Source organism: Pseudomonas sp. 32_A (assembly GCF_017490905.1).
GTDB lineage: Bacteria > Pseudomonadota > Gammaproteobacteria > Pseudomonadales > Pseudomonadaceae > Aquipseudomonas > Aquipseudomonas inefficax.
The window spans coordinates 1-19,106 of record NZ_JAFGYI010000050.1; the positions used below are offsets into that span (position 1 = coordinate 1).

The 19,106-nt window shown below is 63.0% G+C and carries 15 protein-coding genes; 5 read left to right on the plus strand and 10 right to left on the minus strand.

The window, feature by feature from the left end; translation table 11 throughout:
• Nucleotides 1-110: 110 nt before the first annotated feature.
• The 8 genes from J5M58_RS22955 to ppsA form a co-directional block, all read right to left on the minus strand.
• Nucleotides 111-1,148: an OmpA family protein gene (locus J5M58_RS22955; protein WP_004376136.1), complete on the minus strand. Its 1,038-nt coding sequence runs from the start codon at nucleotides 1,146-1,148 to the stop codon at nucleotides 111-113.
• 111 nt (nucleotides 1,149-1,259) lie between these two features.
• A complete protein-coding gene (gene sigX / locus J5M58_RS22960; RefSeq protein WP_003248665.1) occupies nucleotides 1,260-1,826 on the minus strand; it encodes an RNA polymerase sigma factor SigX in 567 nt (188 codons plus the stop codon).
• 112 nt (nucleotides 1,827-1,938) lie between these two features.
• Complete coding sequence (locus tag J5M58_RS22965; protein WP_004376138.1) at nucleotides 1,939-2,763, minus strand: mechanosensitive ion channel domain-containing protein; 825 nt, start codon at nucleotides 2,761-2,763, stop codon at nucleotides 1,939-1,941.
• Between the two features lie 2 nt (nucleotides 2,764-2,765).
• On the minus strand, nucleotides 2,766-3,038 hold the full coding sequence (locus tag J5M58_RS22970) for a hypothetical protein (protein WP_004376140.1): 273 nt from the start codon (nucleotides 3,036-3,038) through the stop codon (nucleotides 2,766-2,768).
• Between the two features lie 214 nt (nucleotides 3,039-3,252).
• Nucleotides 3,253-4,248, minus strand: a complete 996-nt coding sequence (locus tag J5M58_RS22975) for a zinc transporter ZntB (RefSeq protein WP_075044192.1) — start codon at nucleotides 4,246-4,248, stop codon at nucleotides 3,253-3,255.
• 27 nt (nucleotides 4,249-4,275) lie between these two features.
• Nucleotides 4,276-4,767 carry a ribonuclease E activity regulator RraA gene (gene rraA, locus J5M58_RS22980; RefSeq protein ID WP_016500794.1) on the minus strand — a complete coding sequence of 164 codons (492 nt, stop codon included), beginning with the start codon at nucleotides 4,765-4,767 and terminating at the stop codon, nucleotides 4,276-4,278.
• A gap of 219 nt (nucleotides 4,768-4,986) precedes the next feature.
• A complete protein-coding gene (locus tag J5M58_RS22985; protein WP_243432472.1) occupies nucleotides 4,987-5,979 on the minus strand; it encodes an alpha/beta fold hydrolase in 993 nt (330 codons plus the stop codon).
• Nucleotides 5,980-6,081: 102 nt separating this feature from the next.
• Complete coding sequence (ppsA, locus tag J5M58_RS22990) at nucleotides 6,082-8,457, minus strand: phosphoenolpyruvate synthase (RefSeq protein WP_112252095.1); 2,376 nt, start codon at nucleotides 8,455-8,457, stop codon at nucleotides 6,082-6,084.
• 177 nt (nucleotides 8,458-8,634) lie between these two features.
• Here ppsA and J5M58_RS22995 point away from each other — a divergent pair, with 177 nt between their 5' ends.
• Entirely contained in the window at nucleotides 8,635-9,453 is an 819-nt protein-coding gene (locus tag J5M58_RS22995) for a pyruvate, water dikinase regulatory protein (protein ID WP_009684026.1), read from the plus strand.
• Nucleotides 9,454-9,616: 163 nt separating this feature from the next.
• On the opposite strand, the gene J5M58_RS23000 is transcribed toward J5M58_RS22995, so the two are convergent.
• Complete coding sequence (locus J5M58_RS23000; RefSeq protein ID WP_207879706.1) at nucleotides 9,617-14,482, minus strand: NAD-glutamate dehydrogenase; 4,866 nt, start codon at nucleotides 14,480-14,482, stop codon at nucleotides 9,617-9,619.
• A gap of 274 nt (nucleotides 14,483-14,756) precedes the next feature.
• Here J5M58_RS23000 and J5M58_RS23005 point away from each other — a divergent pair, with 274 nt between their 5' ends.
• Entirely contained in the window at nucleotides 14,757-15,110 is a 354-nt protein-coding gene (locus J5M58_RS23005) for a hypothetical protein (RefSeq protein ID WP_014591821.1), read from the plus strand.
• A 176-nt stretch (nucleotides 15,111-15,286) separates the two neighbouring features.
• Here the strand turns inward: J5M58_RS23005 and J5M58_RS23010 are convergent, their stop codons facing one another.
• Nucleotides 15,287-16,192 (minus strand): LysR family transcriptional regulator, encoded by a 906-nt coding sequence (locus J5M58_RS23010; protein ID WP_207879708.1) that lies wholly within the window; start codon nucleotides 16,190-16,192, stop codon nucleotides 15,287-15,289.
• Nucleotides 16,193-16,315: 123 nt separating this feature from the next.
• On the opposite strand from J5M58_RS23010, the gene lysA reads away from it, so the two are divergent.
• The 3 genes from lysA to J5M58_RS23025 all read left to right on the plus strand — a co-directional run bounded on the left by lysA (nucleotide 16,316) and on the right by J5M58_RS23025 (nucleotide 19,100).
• A complete protein-coding gene (lysA, locus tag J5M58_RS23015) occupies nucleotides 16,316-17,548 on the plus strand; it encodes a diaminopimelate decarboxylase (protein ID WP_207879710.1) in 1,233 nt (410 codons plus the stop codon).
• Between the two features lie 313 nt (nucleotides 17,549-17,861).
• Nucleotides 17,862-18,305: an acetyltransferase gene (locus tag J5M58_RS23020; RefSeq protein ID WP_207879713.1), complete on the plus strand. Its 444-nt coding sequence runs from the start codon at nucleotides 17,862-17,864 to the stop codon at nucleotides 18,303-18,305.
• Between the two features lie 57 nt (nucleotides 18,306-18,362).
• Nucleotides 18,363-19,100 carry a GntR family transcriptional regulator gene (locus J5M58_RS23025; protein WP_207879714.1) on the plus strand — a complete coding sequence of 246 codons (738 nt, stop codon included), beginning with the start codon at nucleotides 18,363-18,365 and terminating at the stop codon, nucleotides 19,098-19,100.
• The last annotated feature ends 6 nt before the right edge of the window (nucleotides 19,101-19,106 follow it).

Sequence of the window (19,106 nt, forward strand, 5' to 3'; positions counted from 1 at the left end):
CAGTACCTGTGGGAGCGGGTTTACCCGCGAAAGGGCCGTCACAAGTGGCACAAATTCCGGGCAAAGAAAAACCCGGCCGAGGCCGGGTTTTTCATGAAGCTTCAAACCAATTACTTGGCCTGGGCTTCTACCTGAGCTTCAACGCGACGGTTGACAGCGCGGCCTTCTTCGGTGGCGTTGTCGGCAACCGGACGGGTTTCGCCGTAGCCAACCGAGTCAACACGGCTGGATTCTACGCCGTACTGCTGGGTCAGGACCTGCTTGACAGCGTTGGCACGACGCTCGGACAGCTTCTGGTTGTAAGCGTCTGGGCCGACGGAGTCAGTGTGACCTTCCACGGTGGTGGTGGTCTGTGGGTACTGCTTCATGAAGTCAGCCAGGTTCTTGATGTCGCCGTAGCTGTTTGGCTTGACGACCGACTTGTCGAAGTCGAACTTGACGTCCAGCTCAACGCGAACGACTTCGGCAACAGCCGGGCAGCCATCAGCGTCAACGGTAACGTTGGCCGGGGTGTCAGGGCACTTGTCGACGTTGTCGCAAACGCCGTCGTTGTCGGAGTCGGAGCACACTTCGGCAACTGGAGCCGGAGCGACTTCAGCTTGCTTCGGGCTGCCGCCGAAGTTCAGACCAACACCAACGGTCGGACCCCACTCGGTGTTGCCGTTGTCGATGTTGTACATGGCTTCTACGCCGGCACGGGCAAAGAACATGTCGGTGATGTACCACTTGGCGCCAGCGCCAACGTTGGCGAAGGTGGAGTGGTCGCGGCCGCTACGAGTGGCCTGGCCCAGGCTCTCGTGAGCGAAACCGGCGGAAACGTACGGACGCAGAGCGTCGCCGACGGTACCGAAGTGGTAGGTAGCGTCGAGCTTGGCCTTGGAACCTTTGATGTCTTTGTTGAAGACTTCACCACGAGCGTTGTGGGTCTCGTTGTAGCCGAGGTCCAGGGAAACGTCGTCGGTCAGGAAGTAGCCCAGGCGAACACCAGGATTGGTGCCGTCGTTCTTGAAGTTACGTTCGCTGTCGTAGTACTGCTTGGTAACGTTGCCTTCGATTTCCACAGCGCCTTGGCCTTGAGCCAGAACGCCGAACGAAGTAGCAGCGACGAGCGAGCCAATGGCCAAGCCCAAGGTGTTTTTCAATTTCATCCGTTAAATCCCCATCTGGTGATAGTTAAGCAGTCCCACCACAAACAAGGGGGACAACTCGACGGCAAGTCTAGCAGAACTCGCCGGTTCGTTAGAGATATTTGCATGCCACTAAGTTTCATCGAGGCCGGCAAATTTCTCCCGAAGCTTGTCTAGCGCGCGCTTGTAGCGCATTTTCGTTGCGCTCAGGCCCATGTGCATGATGTCGGCAATTTCCTGAAATTCCAGCTCTGCGACAAATCGCAGCACCAGGATTTCCCGGTCAATCGGGTTCACATGCACCAGCCACTTGTCCAGCCCGCCCTTTTCTTCCGGCTTCGGCGCCTTGTCTTCGGACGCCTCTTCCACAGGGTCCAGACTCAAGGCATCCATCAACCGGCGTTTACGGCGCTCTTTGCGGTACTGGGTAATGCATTCGTTGTAGGTGATGCTGTAGAGCCAGGTCTTGAACTTGGACTTACCCTCGAAGTTCTTCAGCCCGTACAGCACTTTCAACATGACTTCCTGACAGACATCGTCCGCGTCACGGTCGTTCCCCAGATAACGCGCGCAGACGTTGAACAGGGTCCGTTGGTAGCGCCGCATGAGCTCTTCATAGGCGCGGGTAACGTGGTACAGCTCCTCATGCGAACGCGCCACCAACTCTTCGTCGGTGAGCTCGCGGGGGTCATAACGCATGGGCGGCGAATGAACTTTATTCAAAACGGATCTGGCCGACAGTCAGGTCAATGTCGCCGCGCGACCCCGTGGGTCGATTTTCGCGGCGGCATACATTAACAGCTTTGTGCGGTTAGCGGCTATTGACTCGCTGTTCAAGCAGCTCACGATTGGACAGCGATACCAGTTCGCCATCATCGGTCAGCAGCGTCGTCTTGACCGTACCGATCTCCTCGATATGCCCTTCGACCTCGCCAATCCGCACCTGCTGGCCGACCTGATACAGTTCGCGCACGTAGATGCCGGCCAGGATCTGCCCGGCGATTTCGCGGCTGCCCAGGCCCATTGCCAGCGCAACGGCCAGACCAACGGTAATCAGCCCGATCACGATCACATGGTTCAACAGGTCGGTTTTCACCTCCAGCTGGCTGATGGCCACCGAGATGCTGATGATGATCACCAGGCCCTGGGTGATACGCCCCAGGCCTGCCGAGTATTCCAGGCCGATGCCTTCGGCTGCGCCGCGTACCAGGCCGTTTGCCACCTGGGCCAGCAGCACGCCAGCCAGCAGCACCAAGGCTGCGCCGAACACCTTCGGCAGGTACAGGGCAAGCATGTCGAGGGTTGCCGAGACCCGCTCCAGGCCCAGCGACTCGGCGGCCGAGACCAGGAAGATGAGCAGCACGAACCAGTAGACGATCTTGCCAATCAAGGTGGAGATCGGCACCTGGATGCCGACCCGGCCGAGCATCTTGGTCAGGCCGGTGCCGGCCATCAGGCGGTCCAGGCCGAACTTGGCCAGCAGTTTGGACAGCAGCGTGTCGAGCAGCTTGGCCACCACGAAACCGAGCAGCACCACGACCAGCGCGCCGAACAGGTTGGGGATGAAGTTCGCTACCTTGGTCCAAAGGGCAGTCATGGCGGTGACCAGGCTCTGGGTCCAGAGATCGAGTTCCATATTCAATCGGCCTTATCTGCTTTGCTGCCGTTGGCAGCGTTGCGGGAAGAGTGTCGACGCACCGGCGCAACATGCGCCGCGCCATTGTTCACGGCGATCAGCAGCGCCTGGCTCCAGCGGCCAAGCAGGCTGAACAGATCACCCGCGCCAACCTGGCGGTTGGCGGTTTTCAGTACGCGACCCAGGCAGGCGGCGTCGTCCCGGTCGTCCCGGTCATTGCCGGAGGGTGACGCCTTGAGCAGGTCGCGCAGGGATTCTTCAAACGGATCGTGCATAGGCACCTCGCGCAGTGTCAGTCAGAGACGAGATGGCCGGTCGATGGGTCACACATCGCATTGGGACGAGTGTTTCAAAATGAATGGCGCTTGCCTGCACTGGCCCTATCGCCGGCAAGCCAGCTCCCACAGGGGTACCACAAGCCTTGAAACCTGTGGTGCACCTGTGGGAGCTGGCTTGCCGGCGATAGGGCCGGTGCAGGTCAATGAGCATCTATACCCACCGCAACCGCCGGAACAGCCACCACTGCCCCACCGCCAGCCCCAGCACGACGATGCAGGCAAACAGGAAGCCATAGGGGTTTTCCGCCCCCGGGATGCCGCCGACATTGATGCCCAGCAGCCCGGTGATGAAGCTCATGGGCAGGAAGATGCAGGTGATGATGCCAAAGCGGTACATGGTGCGGTTCATGCGCTCGCTGCGCCGGCGATCCTGGCTTTCCAGCACCAGGGCGGCCCGTTCGCGGGTCAGTTCCAGCTCTTCGAGGTAGCGGATCAGGCTGTTGTTCAGCTCGTTCCAGTAATCGGCGTCGGCATCGACGAACCAGCTCCATTTGCTACGCGACAGCTGGGCGTAGATCTCCCGCTGCGGAGCCAGGAAACGCCGCAGGCCGGCGGCACGCCGGCGGATCTGCTGCAGGCAGCCATTCTCCGGGGTGTACCGTTCGTCGGATTCGACCTTTTCTTCTTCCAGGTCGACCAGTTCGGACAGGTCGCTGACCAGGCCCTGGACCTTTTCGGTCAGCAGTTCGCCCATCAGCAGCAACAGCTCGGAAGCCGATTTCGGGCCCCTGCCCTCTTCGAGCTGCTGAAGAATCTCGTCACTGGCGCGCAACGGCCGCAGGCGCAGCGAGATGACCCGCTGCGCCTCGGCGAAGATGCGCACCGAGACCATGTCTTCAGGCTCTGCCCCCGGGTTGAGGTTGACCCCACGCAGGAACAGCAACAACTGTTCATCGGCCAGGGGCAGCAGGCGCGGCCGGGTGTTTTCTTCCAGCAGCAGCTCGCAGGCGAACGCGCTCAGGCCGCTGTCGTGCAGCAGCCAGGTGCGGGTTTGCGGATGGCTGCGGTCCCAGTGCAGCCACAGGCTCTGCTCGGGTTGCAGCTGCAGGTCGTCCAGCTCGGTACGGGCAATCGAGCGCGCGCCGCCTTTGCCATCGAGCACCAGGGCGTGTACCAGCCCCCACTGCGCGTTGTCTTCCTCGAACATCAAAGCTCCATCAGCGCGGGCGGCGCATCACTCCGGCATTTTCAGCGGGCTTGGCGAGACCAGCACGCCATTGTTGTCGGCATACACGTACTCGCCCGGGCGGAAGGTCACCCCGGCGAAGGTCACTGCCACGTTGAGGTCGCCGATGCCGCGCTTGTCGGTCTTCATCGGGTGACTGGCCAGGGCCTGCACGCCGACGTCAGTCTGGATCAGCACGTCGACGTCACGCACGCAGCCGTAGATCACCAGGCCTTCCCAGCCGTTCCTGGCAGCCTTTTCGGCGAGCATGTCACCGAGCAGTGCGCGGCGCAGCGAACCACCACCATCGACGACCAAGACCTTGCCCTTGCCATCGAGCTCGACCTGCTCCTTGACCAGCGAGTTGTCTTCGAAGCACTTGATGGTGACGATCTGGCCACCGAACGAATCGCGGCCGCCGAAATTGCTGAACATCGGTTCCAGCACTTGCACCAGGTCCGGGTAGGCATCACACAGGTCGGGCGTAACGTAATGCTGCATGGGAAGCTCCTGTCAGTCACAACGAAAGCGGGTATCGGCCAAGGCTACACCGTAGAGCCCATTGCAGTCATCCGGGACCAAGCAGTCAGTTGTGTTTTGCCTGTACCGGCCTCTTCGCGGGTAAACCCGCTCCCACAGAGTCCTCACTGCACTCGAGCCCTGTGGAGTTCCTGTGGGAGCGGGTTTACCCGCGAAGAGGCCAGTACAGGCGCAATCCATTCAACTGGCGGGCACCGGCTCCGCCACCACAGTGGACTCATGCACCGGCACCAGCGGGTCACGCAGCCACCGTTCCACCAGCGGCCACACCTGCACCTGCGCGGCCTTGCTCACCAGCATGTCGACATGCCCGAAAGCCTCGAAGCCTTCCTCGGGGCCCAGCCGCAGAAACTGCTTGCGCTCACCGCCCAATTGCTCGAACAGCTTGCGGCAGGCCCACACCGGGTCCTGGAAGTCCCCCGCACCCGCCACCGCCAGCAGCGGCACATCCACCTCGGCCAGCCCCGCCCACCAGTCGCTCTGCCTGTCGCCAAAGCGCCCGAACAGGCCATGCCAGCGCATGCTCTCTAGGGCCAGGCCGATCGGCTCATCCTCCGGCCCACGCTTGAAACGCGGGCCGGAAATCTGCCCCCAGCGCTTGAGCAGCAGCTTCGCCCCCCAGGTCAGCGGCGGCACCTTCAACGGCCAGTACACGCGGCTGATCTGGGTACCGAACAGCGCCACGCTGGCTACCTGCTCGGCAGGCAGAAAGCCACCGCCCAGCGCTGCCGCCAGGGTCGTACCACCCAGGGAATGGCCGACCCAGTGCGGCGCCTGGCCCGATTGCTCGCGCACGAACGCGGCAATCAGCGGCAGGTCATCGCGGGCATAGGCGGCAACGCTGTTGTGCTTCCAGTCATGGTTACGCGGCGACAGGCCGTGGCCGCGCATTTCCGGGATCCACACATCGAAGCCGGCGCGGGCGAGATAGGCCCCCAGGCCAATCCCTTTGGGCGAGTACCAGAAGCGGCGGTTGGAGAAGCTGCCGTGCAGGAGAATGACCGGCACGCCCTGGGCCTGGCCCTGATCGGCCAGCCCCAGGCGGGTGACAGCCAGCTCGACGCTGGGGTCAGGGCTGTTGCCGGCCTTGATCCGGTACACGTCTTCGCTGAGGTCGCCGCGGCGTTCGGCACTGAGCAAGGCCACGGGGAATAGAGTGCTGCTGCTTTGCATAAGGTTGCTTGGTGCACAAAAAAGGGCGGGATCCATTACTGGAGCTCGCCCTGGAAAAAACCAGGCGGGGATACGCCAGACGTACCCCCGCGTTTTACTGCTTCAGACCGCGCCTTGCCCTTCGGCCAGGTAGAACCAGGTTTCGAGTACCGAGTCCGGGTTCAGCGACACGCTGTCGATGCCCTGTTCCATCAGCCACTTGGCCAGGTCCGGGTGGTCCGACGGGCCCTGGCCGCAGATGCCGATGTACTTGCCAGCCTTGTTGCACGCGGCAATGGCGTTGGCCAGCAGCTTCTTCACCGCAGGATTTCGCTCGTCGAACAGGTGGGCAATGATGCCCGAATCACGGTCCAGGCCCAGGGTCAGCTGGGTCAGGTCGTTGGAGCCGATCGAGAAGCCGTCGAAGTATTCCAGGAACTCTTCGGCGAGGATGGCGTTGGACGGCAGTTCGCACATCATGATCACGCGCAGGCCGTTGTCGCCACGGGCCAGGCCGTTTTCGGCGAGCAGGTCGACGACCTGGCTGGCTTCGCCCAGGGTACGCACGAACGGCACCATGATCTCGACGTTGGTCAGGCCCATTTCGTTGCGCACGCGCTTGAGCGCACGGCATTCGAGCTCGAAGCAGTCACGGAACGATTCGCTGATGTAACGCGAAGCGCCACGGAAGCCCAGCATCGGGTTTTCTTCTTCCGGCTCGTACAGCTTGCCGCCGATCAGATTGGCGTACTCGTTGGACTTGAAGTCCGACAGGCGCACGATGACCTTTTTCGGGTAGAAGGCCGCAGCCAGGGTGCTGATACCCTCGACCAGCTTCTCGACATAGAAGCCTACCGGGTCGTTGTAGCCGGCGATGCGCTTGTCGACGCTGTCTTTCAGGTCGGCAGGCAGGCCTGCATAGTTCAGCAGCGCCTTGGGGTGCACGCCGATCATGCGGTTGATGATGAACTCCAGGCGCGCCAGGCCGACACCGGCGTTGGGCAGCTGGGCGAAATCGAAGGCGCGGTCCGGGTTGCCGACGTTCATCATGATCTTGAACGGCAGGTCGGGCATGGCATCGACCGAGTTCTGCTTGATGTCGAAGCCCAGCTCGCCCTCGAAGATGAAGCCGGTATCGCCTTCGGCGCAAGAAACGGTCACGCCTTGGCCGTCTTTCAGCACCTGGGTGGCGTTGCCGCAACCGACCACGGCCGGAATACCCAGCTCACGGGCGATGATCGCCGCGTGGCAGGTGCGCCCGCCGCGGTTGGTGACGATGGCGCTGGCGCGCTTCATTACCGGTTCCCAGTCCGGGTCGGTCATGTCGGAAACCAGCACATCGCCCGGCTGGACCTTGTCCATTTCCGATACGTCGTTGATCACGCGAACCTTGCCGGCGCCGATGCGCTGGCCGATGGCACGGCCTTCGACCAGCACGGTGCCCTTCTCTTTCAGCAGGTAGCGTTCCATGACGTTGGCGCTGGAGCGGCTTTTTACCGTTTCGGGGCGCGCCTGGACGATGTACAGCTTGCCGTCGTCACCGTCCTTGGCCCATTCGATGTCCATCGGGCGCTGGTAGTGCTGCTCGATGATCATGGCCTGCTTGGCCAGCTCGCTGACCTCGGCATCGGTCAGGCAGAAGCGCGCGCGCTCGGCACGGTCCACTTCGACAGTCTTGACCGAACGGCCGGCCTTGGCTTCTTCGCCGTAGACCATCTTGATCGCCTTGCTGCCCAGGTTGCGGCGCAGGATGGCCGGGCGGCCGGCCTCCAGGGTTTGTTTGTGCACGTAGAATTCGTCAGGGTTGACCGCACCCTGCACCACGGTTTCGCCCAGGCCGTAGGCGCCGGTGATGAACACCACGTCGCGGAAGCCCGACTCGGTGTCAAGGGTGAACATGACGCCGGCAGTGCCGGTTTCGGAACGGACCATGCGCTGCACGCCGGCGGACAGGGCCACCAGCTTGTGATCGAAGCCCTGGTGCACGCGGTAGGCGATGGCGCGGTCGTTGAACAGCGAGGCGAACACTTCCTTGGCCGCGCGGATCACGTTGTCGACGCCACGGATGTTGAGGAAGGTTTCCTGCTGGCCGGCGAACGAGGCGTCCGGCAAGTCTTCGGCAGTGGCCGAGGAACGCACGGCAACCGCCATGTTGTCGTTGCCGGCAGCCATTTCGGCGAAGGCCGTACGGATTTCCGAATCCAGACGGGCCGGGAAGTCGGCTTCCATGACCCACTGGCGAATCTGCGCGCCGGTCTTGGTCAGGGCGTTGATGTCATCCACGTCGAGTGCGTCGAGCGCGGCGTGGATACGGTCGTTGAGACCACTCTGTTCGAGAAAATCGCGGTACGCCTGCGCCGTAGTGGCAAAGCCGCCCGGCACCGATACACCAGCACCTGCGAGGTTGCTGATCATCTCGCCCAGGGATGCGTTCTTGCCCCCCACATGCTCCACATCATGGACGCCGAGCTTATCGAGGGAAACTACGTACTCTACCAAGGTGATCTCTCCACTAACTGTGTTGGAAAAGCTCAAGGGCGCCCGCCTGCCTTCTTTGACTTGGCCGGACGCTTGTGGCCTGTACCCGGAAAATAAGTGAGAATGCCGACAGCCGCATTCGGCAAACCGAACTTATCATATCCAGAAAACGTCATCAGCTTAAGGCCCAGATCGCAAATGAAACGAACCGCGTTCTTCATCTCCGACGGCACCGGCATCACTGCCGAAACCCTGGGCCAGAGTCTGCTCGCTCAATTCGAGAGCATTCCGTTCAATAAATTCACCCGCCCCTACATCGATTCGCCGGAAAAGGCGCGGACCATGGTCCAGCAAATCAACGCTGCGGCCGAGCGCGATGGTGTACGCCCGATCATCTTCGACACCATCGTCAACCAGGACATCCGTGAGATACTGGCGACCTCGAATGGCTTCATGATCGACATCTTTTCTTCGTTTTTGTCCCCGCTTGAGCAGGAATTGACTGCCCATTCGTCGTATTCCGTCGGCAAATCGCACTCGATCGGCGGCAATTCCAACTACATGGAACGCATCGAGGCGGTGAATTTCGCCCTCGACAACGACGACGGCGCGCGGACCCATTACTACGACAAGGCCGACCTGATCCTGGTAGGCGTATCGCGCTGCGGCAAGACCCCCACCTGCCTGTACATGGCCATGCAGTTCGGCATCCGCGCCGCCAACTACCCGCTGACCGAGGACGACATGGAGCGCCTGCAACTGCCGGCGGTGCTGAAAAAGCACCACAACAAGCTGTTCGGCCTGACCATCGACCCGGACCGGCTGACCGCCATCCGCCATGAGCGCAAGCCCAACAGCCGCTATTCCAGCTTTGCCCAGTGCGAGTTCGAAGTGCGCGAGGTGGAAAGCCTGTTCCGCCGGGAGAACATTCCCAACATCAATTCCACGCATTTTTCCGTGGAGGAGATTTCGGCGAAGATCCTGGTCGAGAAAGGGGTGGAGCGCAGGTTCAAGTAAGCCTGTACCGGCCTCTTCGCGGGTAAACCCGCTCCCACAGGGACTCACTACACTCAAGTCTTGTGATATCCCTGTGGGAGCGGGTTCACCCGCGAAAGGGCCAGCACAGGAATACAAAAAAGCCCCGGCATCACTGCCGGGGCTTTTCATTTCAGCTCATGGCTCAGGACGGCACCACCGCCGCCTGCCCGCTCATGGCCAGGTCGACCAGCTCGCGGTTGGCCACCGCGTACATCGCATAGTCGGTACCGGTAGCATTGCGCAGGTCATCCAGCATGGCGCGCCAGCGCTCCACCATCACCCGGTGCTGCTCGGCCCACAGCGCCACGCGGGCGTCCATGTCTTCCGGCGCATCGGCCATCTGCAATACCGAGATGGTGATCGCCCGCTGCTGCAGGTCGATGTCGTCGCGGAACGCCTCGCGGGCCAGCGCCTGCCAGTTGTTCTCCACCGGCAGGTTGCTGATTTCCTGCAGGTACCAGGTCAGGTCCAGCGCGCTGCCCACGGCGAAGAACGCCTTGGCCACCTGCGCCGGCTCATGGCCGGTGACATCAGCCGCCTCGATGATCGGCAGCAGGGTGTACAGATGGCTGGTGCCAGCCACCATGCGCGCCAGCAATTCCGGCACACCGGCGTCGACGAAGCCCTGGTAGCGCACCATCCAGCGCTCGCGGGTCGGGCCTTCGAGCAACTCGTCGAGCTTGAGCCCCAGTTGCGCGATCTTCGGCCCGAAGTGCGCGGTGTCACGCCCGGCGTCCTGCTCGTTGCGGCGGCTGCGCAGGAACCAGCGGGTGGCACGGCGGCCCAGGCGCATCAGCTCGTCCATCAGGGTCAGCTGGATCTCCGCCGGCACCTGGTAGTCCAGTGCCTCGATCTGGCGGAACCAGTGCGGCAGGTGGAAGATGTCGCGCACGATCACATAGGCCCCGGCCACGTTGGCCGGGCTCATGCCGGTCGACTCCTTCAGGCGCTGGACGAAGGTGATGCCCATGTTGTTGACCAGGTCGTTGGCGATCTGGGTGCTGACGATCTCGCGCTTCAGGCGGTGACGGCGCATGGATTCGGCGAACTTGCTGACCAGCGACGGTGGGAAGGCGGTTTCCATGTCGCGGGTCAGGTAGTCGTCGTCCGGCACCAGCGACTTGAGCAGCTGTTCCTTGAGGTCGATCTTGCTGTACGAGATCAGCACCGACAGCTCGGCGCGGGTCAGGCCCTGGCCGGCGGCCAGGCGCTCGGCCAACTGTTCCTCGGACGGCAGGAACTCGATGGCGCGGTCCAGCTTGCCACGGGCTTCCAGGTCGGCCATCAGGCGCTTGTACTCGGCAATGCGCTCGCGGGCACGGCGGGCCGCCAGCGACAACGCCTGGGTCTGCTTGTAGTTGTTGCCCAGCACCAGGCCGGCCACTTCGTCGGTCATGCTGCCCAGCAGCTGGTTGCGCTGCTTCTCGGTCATGTCGCCACCCTGCACCACTTCGTTGAGCAGGATCTTGATGTTGACCTCGTGGTCGGAGCAGTCCACGCCGCCGGCGTTGTCGATGAAGTCGGTGTTGGTGGCGCCGCCGTGCAGGCCGAACTCGACCCGGCCAAGCTGGGTCATGCCCAGGTTGCCGCCCTCGCCCACCACCTTGCAGCGCAGTTCGTTGCCATTGACCCGCAGCGCGTCGTTGGCCTTGTCGCCGACATCGGCATGGCTCTCGGTACTGGCCTTGACGTAGGTACCGATGCCACCGTTCCACAGCAGGTCTACCGGTGCCTTGAGCAGCGCATTGAGCAGCTCGGTCGGGGTCAGGCGGTCGGCGTCGATGGCGAAGCGCTCTTTCATCTGCGGGCTGATGGCGATGCTCTTGGCACTGCGCGGGAAGATCCCGCCGCCTTCGGACATGATGCTGGTGTCGTAGTCGCTCCAGGCCGAGCGCGGCAGGTCGAACAGGCGCTTGCGTTCGGCAAAGCTTGCGGCTGGCTCCGGGTTCGGGTCGATGAAGATGTGCAGGTGGTTGAACGCGGCCACCAGTTGCAGCTTGTCGGACATCAGCAGGCCGTTGCCGAACACGTCGCCGGCCATGTCGCCGACGCCAATGACGGTGATCGGGTCTTCCTGCACATTGATGCCGCGCTCGCGGAAGTGGCGCTGTACGCCCACCCAGGCGCCGCGCGCGGTAATGCCCATCTTCTTGTGGTCGTAACCGGCCGAGCCGCCCGAGGCGAAGGCGTCGCCCAGCCAGAAGCCGTAGTCGATGGCAATGCCGTTGGCGATGTCCGAGAAGGTCGCGGTGCCCTTGTCGGCCGCCACCACCAGGTACGGGTCGTCATCGTCATGGCGTACCACGTTGGCCGGCGGCACCACGCCACCGTCCTTGAGGTTGTCGGTGATGTCGAGCAGGCCGGAAATGAAGATGCGGTAGCACGCCACGCCCTCGGCGGCGATCTCGTCACGGCTGCCGCCCAGCGGCAGGCGGCGCGGCAGGAAGCCGCCCTTGGCGCCGACCGGCACGATGACCGAGTTCTTCACCTGCTGGGCTTTGACCAGGCCCAGCACCTCGGTGCGGAAGTCTTCCTCGCGATCGGACCAGCGCAGGCCACCGCGGGCCACGTTGCCAAAGCGCAGGTGCACGCCCTCGACCCGTGGCGAGTAGACGAAGATCTCGAACTTTGGCACAGGTTTGGGCAGCTCGGGGATCAACTTGGGGTTGAACTTGAAGCTGAAGTACGACTTGTTGAGGCCGTTGGCGTCCGGCTGGTAGAAGTTGGTGCGCAGGGTGGCCTTGATCAGGTCCAGGTAGCGGCGCAGGATGCGGTCTTCGTTGAGTACCTGTACGTCGTCCAGCGCGGTCAGGATGGCTTGTTCCAGGCGCAGCTGCTTGTCATCCAGGTCCTCCTGGGTGAGCTTGCGCGCCAGGTAGAAGCGGGTCTTGAACAACCGGGTCAGCTCGCGGGCGATGTCGGTGTGGTTGTTCAGGGTGCTGGCGATGTAGCCCAGGTCGAAGCCCAGGCGAATCTGCTTCAGGTAACGGGCGTAGGCGCGCAGCAGCGCCACATCACGCCATGGCAGGCCGGCGGTAAGCACCAGGCGGTTGAAGGCGTCGTTCTCGGCATCGCCGCGGACGATGTGGATGAAGGCGTCCTGCAGGGTGTCGTTGAGCTGCTGGATGTCCAGGCTCAGGCCTTCGCTGTAGGTGAAGGCGAAGTCGTGGATCCAGTAGCCGCGGCCATTGGCATGGCGCAGGCGGTACGGGAACTCGCCGAGCACGCGCAGGCCAAGGTTCTCCAGGATCGGCAGCACGTCGGACAGCGCCAGCGGCGTGTCGGCGTGGTACAGCTTGCAGTGCAGGGTGCGCTCGCCGACCTGGGTCAGCGGCTGGTAGAAGCTCATCGCCAGCGGCTTGCTTTCCGACAGGTTCAGCACGTGCTGCAGGTCGACCACTGCCGAATGCGCGGCAAAGCGCTCGCGGTAGCCAGCCGGGAAACCTTTGGGGAAGTCGGCGAGGATGTTGGTGCCCTGGGCTTCGCCGAAGTTTTCGATTACCAGCGCCGAGTAGTCGTCATGCCACGAACGGCAGGCCTGGATCACTTCGCGTTCCAGCTGCTGCGGGTCGATGTCGATGCGGTTTTTCGGGTCTACCCGCAGAATCAGCTGTACACGGGCCAGCACCGATTCGGAGAAGAAGGTCCAGAATTCGCAGTCGCTGGCCTTCAGGCGCTCCATCAGCACCTGCTGGATCTTCTGCCGCACTTCGGTGGAGTAGATTTCCCGCGGTACATAGGCCAGGCAGTAGCAGAAGCGGCCGTATGGGTCCTTGCGCAGGAACACGCGGATCTTGTTGCGTTCCTGGATCTGCACGATCGACATGACAGTGCTGAACAGCTCGTCGACCGGGGTCTGGAACAGGTCGTCGCGCGGCAGCACTTCCAGCACCTGGGCCAGTTCCTTGCCCAGGTGGGCCTTGGGATCGAAGCCCGAGCGGCGCTCGACTTCGGTGACCTTCTGCCGGATATAAGGGATGGCATGCACGCTTTCACCGTACACCGACGAGGTGTACAGGCCCATGAAGCGGTGTTCCTTGATCACCTTGCCATCGGCGTCCAGCTGGCGGATCGACACGTAGTCCGGGTAGGCCGGGCGGTGTACGCGGCTTGGCAGGGCGGCCTTCGCGAAGGACAGCAGCAACGGTTCGTTGAGGTAGGCCACGGCGTAGTCTTCGATGCGCAGCTCGTCGCTCGTCAGGCCCACGCGCAGGCGGCGCGGCAGGCCGAGGAACGACTGCTCGTCGTAGACCATCTGGCCGCCATCGGCGTCGCCCTTGACGGTGAATTCTTCATAGCCCAGGAAGGTGAAGTGGTTGTCCAGCAGCCACTCGAGGAACGCCTTGACCTCGCCCTTTTCGTGGTGCGCCGGGCCAAAGGCGGTCTGCTCCACCTCCGCCACCACTTCACGCAGCTTGGCCTTCATCGGTTCGAAGTCGGCCACCACCACCCGCACCTCGGCCAGCACCTGCTCGATCTCGCGGGCCAGTACCGTCAGTTCGGCAGCGTTGGCGCAACGGTCGATCTCCAGGTACATCAGCGACTCATGGCGTACGCCCTCGCCCTGGGTGCCCTTGGGCAGCAGTTCCAGCAGCTCGCCCTTGGCGCCGCGGCGCACGCTGAGCACGGTGGTCTGCAAGGTGTGGATGCTGTAGCCGCGGCGGTTGAGCTCGGTGCGTACCGAGTCGACCAGGAACGGCAGGTCGTGGTGCAGCACTTCGACCACGCTGTGGGTCGATTGCCAGCCATTGCGTTCGTAGTCGGGGTTGTACACCCGTACTTGCGGGTACTCAGGGTCGAAACGCTCGATGATGCGCCAGGCTGACAGGGTGCAGCCGGCCAGGTCGGAAAGCCTGCGCTGGGTGAGTTCGTCCAGAGAGATGATGCCGAAGAACTGCTCGGCGAACAGCGCAACTTGTGGCAGGGACTGTTCGCTGATGTGCTGCGCCAGGGCCGCTTGCAGTTGATGCTGGAAGTCGGCTTTGCTGGCTGCGGTGAAGAACGCCATCTGTGGTACTCCGCTTGGGCTTTGTAATAATTGAAGCGTCGCTGCGTGCGCCGTGTACGGATCAACGATAGCCAACCCGTGGCAAGGCGGACGGTAAAACCAGGCGTTGAACGTGCGCAGGCACGCCCAGGGCTCGCCGAAGCTTAACGACTGATCGGTCATCAAGGCTTGCAGCGCTGCGACAATTTCGGTCAAGGGGGGGTAACTTTACGTTTATGCCTGTCGGCAAGACTGTCAGAATTCCCTTCCGTTTCCTTTGATCCGAGCCTTGTCCATGCAAATCAATACTGCCCTGCTGTTCGCCACCCCTTGCGATGACGAGGAAGACAACATGGCGACCCTGTGCTGCCACAGCGACAAGGGTCAGATGTTCCTGCTGACCCGCTACCCGGACGAAGACACCGTTGACCTGACACTGGATGACGAGCCGTCGACGCTGGATGGCCTGAAAGTGACCCTGAGCGCCAAGCGCCTGCTGATCGAGGTGGCGGCCGGCGACCGCGACGCACTGAAGGGCGATGAGGTGCTGGAAATCAACCTGACCAGCGAGTTGAGCGACATGGATGAAGTGAAGGAAACCCTGGAGAACATCCTGGCCGGGACTGGTACCTTGGTCTGCGAGCTCTGAGCCGAAAATTCCGGCTGTATCCCTGCTCTTGTGTTGCCTGTACTGGCCTCATCGCCGGCAAGCCAGCTCCCACAGGTACTGCACATGACTTGAGGCAGCCATGGTCGGTGTGGGAGCTGGCTTGCCGGCGATGAGGCCGGTACAGGCTGCACAAAACCGATGAAGCGAGCCAGGCGCTAGAGCAATGCAGACTGCATTTCCTGTGCCTGTACCCGCAACGCCTCACAAAACGGCTCCACCGCCGCCGACGCCGGCCGGTGGTCCGGCCTGATCAGCATCACCTGATACGGCACCGACACCCGCAACCGCCGGATCGGCAACCCGCCCTGCGCCGCCTCCAGGCCGCTCAGCGGGTTGATGATTGCCACCCCCAGGCCCTGCCTGACCATGGCGCAGACCGAGGCAGCACTGGTGGTCTCGATGACCGTGCGGCGGTTCACCCCTGCCGCGCGAAAGTGCTGGTCCAGGCGTTGCCGGTAGGTGTCCAGGCTGGCCAGGTTGATGAAGTCAACCTCGTGGAAATCGCTCAGTTCCAGCTCTGCCCTGGCCTGCAACGGGTGCCCGTCGGGCAGCACGCACACCATGTTGGCACTGAACAGCAATTCGCCGTAGGCGCCACGCGGTATCTGCTCGACCTCGGTCAGGCCCAGGTCATGCTGCTGGGCCACCAGTGATTCCTCCAGCAACGGCGACTCCTGCGCCAGGATACTCACGCTCACGCCCCGGTGCTGCTGGTGAAAGCGCTGGCAAGCCTTGGGCAGCAAGGTCTGGGAAAACAGCGGCAGGCAGGTAATGGCCAGCCGGCCCTGCTCGAAATTGCGGATGGCCTGGGCAAAGCGGTCGATGCGCTCCAGCCCCACGTAAGCCCGCTCAACCTCCTCGATCAACAGCAGCGCCTGGGCCGTCGCCACCAGGCGGCCACCTTCGCGCTCGAACAGGTTCAGCCCGGTAACCTGCTCCAGCCGCGCCAGTTCGCGGCTGACAGTGGGCTGCGAGGTGAACAGCAGGCGCGCAGCCCCGGTGACGCTGCCAGCGGCCATGATGGCGCGGAACACTTCGATATGGCGGACGGACAGTTTCACAGCGATACCTGGTAAGTCGGCAATAGCCATATCAGATATGAATGGCTGACAGAAAAATAGCTATTTTTCTGAATTCCTGCTTTGGCTCATCCTCATGGCCTTCTTTATATGAGTAGCGCCGCCATGACTGCACCCTTCACTCTTCTGGCCGAGGCTGTCCGCCAGCACGGCTCGCCGCTGTGGGCCTACGACGCCGGCACCATCGCCGAGCGTGTCGAACAGCTGAAGGTGTTCGACACCGTGCGCTTCGCCCAGAAGGCCAACCCCAACCTGCATGTGCTGCGCCTGATGCGCGCCCACGGCCTGGTGCTGGACGCAGTGTCGCTGGGCGAAATGGAACGGGCTTTTGCTGCGGGTGCAAGCGTGGATGGCGACCCTGCCGGCGTGGTGCTGACCTGCGACGCGCTGGATCGGCCGACTCTGGAGCGGGTGGTGGCCTCGAAGATCGAAGTCAACGCCGGCTCCATCGACATGCTGCGCCAACTGGGTGAACGCTCGCCTGGCCACCGCGTGTGGATCCGCATCAACCCCGGCTTCGGTCACGGCCACAGCCGCAAGACCAACACTGGCGGCGAGAACAGCAAGCACGGCATCTGGCATGAAGAGCTGGGCGAAGCGCTGGCCTGCGTGAAAACCCATGGCCTGCACCTGGTAGGGGTGCACATGCACATCGGCTCGGGGGTGGATTATCAGCATCTGGAGCAAGTGGCGCGCTCGATGATCGAGCTGATCGGCCGCCTGGGCGTGGACATCGAAGCGTTCTCCATTGGCGGCGGCCTTTCCACCCCGTACCGCAGCAGCGACAAGCCGGTCGACCTGCAACGCTACGCCCGGACCTGGGCCGTGGCCCGCAAGGAGATCGAAGCGATGCTGGGCCACCCCGTGCGCATGGAGATCGAGCCAGGGCGCTTCCTGGTGGCGGAATCGGGCTACCTGGTGGCCGAGGTACGCGCCGTGAAGCAGGTGGGCCGCAATACCTTCGTCATGATCGACGCCGGCTTCAACGACCTGATACGCCCTGCGATGTACGGCGCCTACCACAGCATGACCCTGCTCGACGCCGACGGCCATCCGGTGCAGCGCCCATGTCAGCCGACCGTGGTGGCCGGGCCGCTGTGCGAGTCGGGTGATGTATTTACCCAGGATGACCAGGAACTGACCCCACATGACCTGCCCCAGGCGCAGGTGGGTGACCTGCTGGTGATCCACGACGCCGGGGCCTATGGCGCGTCGATGTCGTCAAACTACAACAGCCGGCCGTTGCTGCCGGAATTCCTGATCGAGGATGGGGCGCTGCGGATGATTCGCCGCAGGCAGACGGTGCAGGACCTGCTGGGCCTGGAGGCGGGCTTCTAGACACTGTTTTCCAGGCATGTGCGCAACCTCTGTGGGAGCGGCTTCAGCCGCGAAGAATCCAACTCGGTGCATGGCACCGGCTGCGCCGGTGTTCGCGGCTAAAGCCGCTCCCACAGGTATGGCGCCCCCCACAGGTACGGCGCCGGGCTTGAGGGCAGTGCTTGCTTGTGGGAGCGGGTTTACCCGCGAAAGGGCCGGCCCGGGCGACACATCAGCTGGTGCCTTGCCCCACCGTCCATTGCCCCGCCTCACATAATCCGGGTACCCTTTTTCTTCCTCCCTGCCCCGACCATATACCGCCAGGCACGACTCCATGATCATTCGCCAAAGCATCGCTGCAGATCACCTGCAACTGCTCGATATCTGGCTGCGCGCCGTACGCGCCACCCATCATTTTCTGCAAGCCTCCGACATCGACGCGCTGCTGCCGCAGTTGCGCGACGTCTACTTTCAGGCCGTCGAACTCTGGGTTGCGGTTGACAGCGAAGACCGCCCGCTGGGCTTCATCGGTTTCAATGGCGACCACGTGGAAATGCTCTTCGTCGACCCTGAGCGTCACGGCCAGGGCATAGGCCGCGCACTGCTGGATTTCGGCCGCCAATCGCGCAGCACGATGAGCGTCGATGTCAACGAGCAGAACCCGCAGGCGGTGGGTTTCTACCGCCATTACGGCTTCATCCAGACTGGCCGCTCACCGCTGGATGGCGAAGGCCGACCGTTCCCCTTGCTGCATATGAGCTTGCCCGCGCAGGCTTGATTTCCGGGGCCGCTTTGCCCCCGCCGCTGTTACAAATTTGCGAGACAGACCAAAGCTATGAACCCGACGCGCTATTCCATCGTGGCAAAGGACTTGATGGAAGGCATCGCCAGCGGCCGCTACCCGGTGGGCAGCCTTCTGCCGACCGAGTTCGAGCTGTGCGACCTGTACGATGTGAGCCGACACACGGTGCGCGCGGCGATCAACCAGTTGCTCGACCAAGGGCTGGTATCGCGGCGCAAGCGCGTGGGTACCCGGGTGGAGGCCAGCAGCCCGCGCGGTGGCTACTCGCAGTCACTGGCCAGCGTGGCGGAACTGGCGCACCTGGCGCAAACCCAGCAACGGGAAATCCAGGACGTGCGCCACTTCGTCGCCGACCTGAGCGAGGCGGCGCGGCTGGGGCTGGTTCCGGGCGAGCACTACTTCTGCGTGTCGAGCATCCGTGTCGACCGCGCGCACAACGCGGCGCCGCTGTGCTGGACCGATGTGTACGCGCAGCGCGACTATGCCGAGGTCATCGAGTTGGCCCGCGAACACCCCGACCAGCTGATTGCGGGGCTGATCGAGCAGCACTATGGCCGGGCGATCGCGGTGGTCGACCAGCAGGTGCGGGCAGTGTTGCTGAGCGCGGAAATGGCCCGGGTGCTGAAGGCCGACGCAGGCGCGCCGGGGCTGAAGATCATTCGCCATTACCGCGAGGAAAACGGCGACCTGATGGCGGTGTCCGAGACGGTGCACCCGGATGACCGCTTTACCCTCGTTACCCAGATGCGCCGGGACAGGTCACCGTCCTGATCGAGT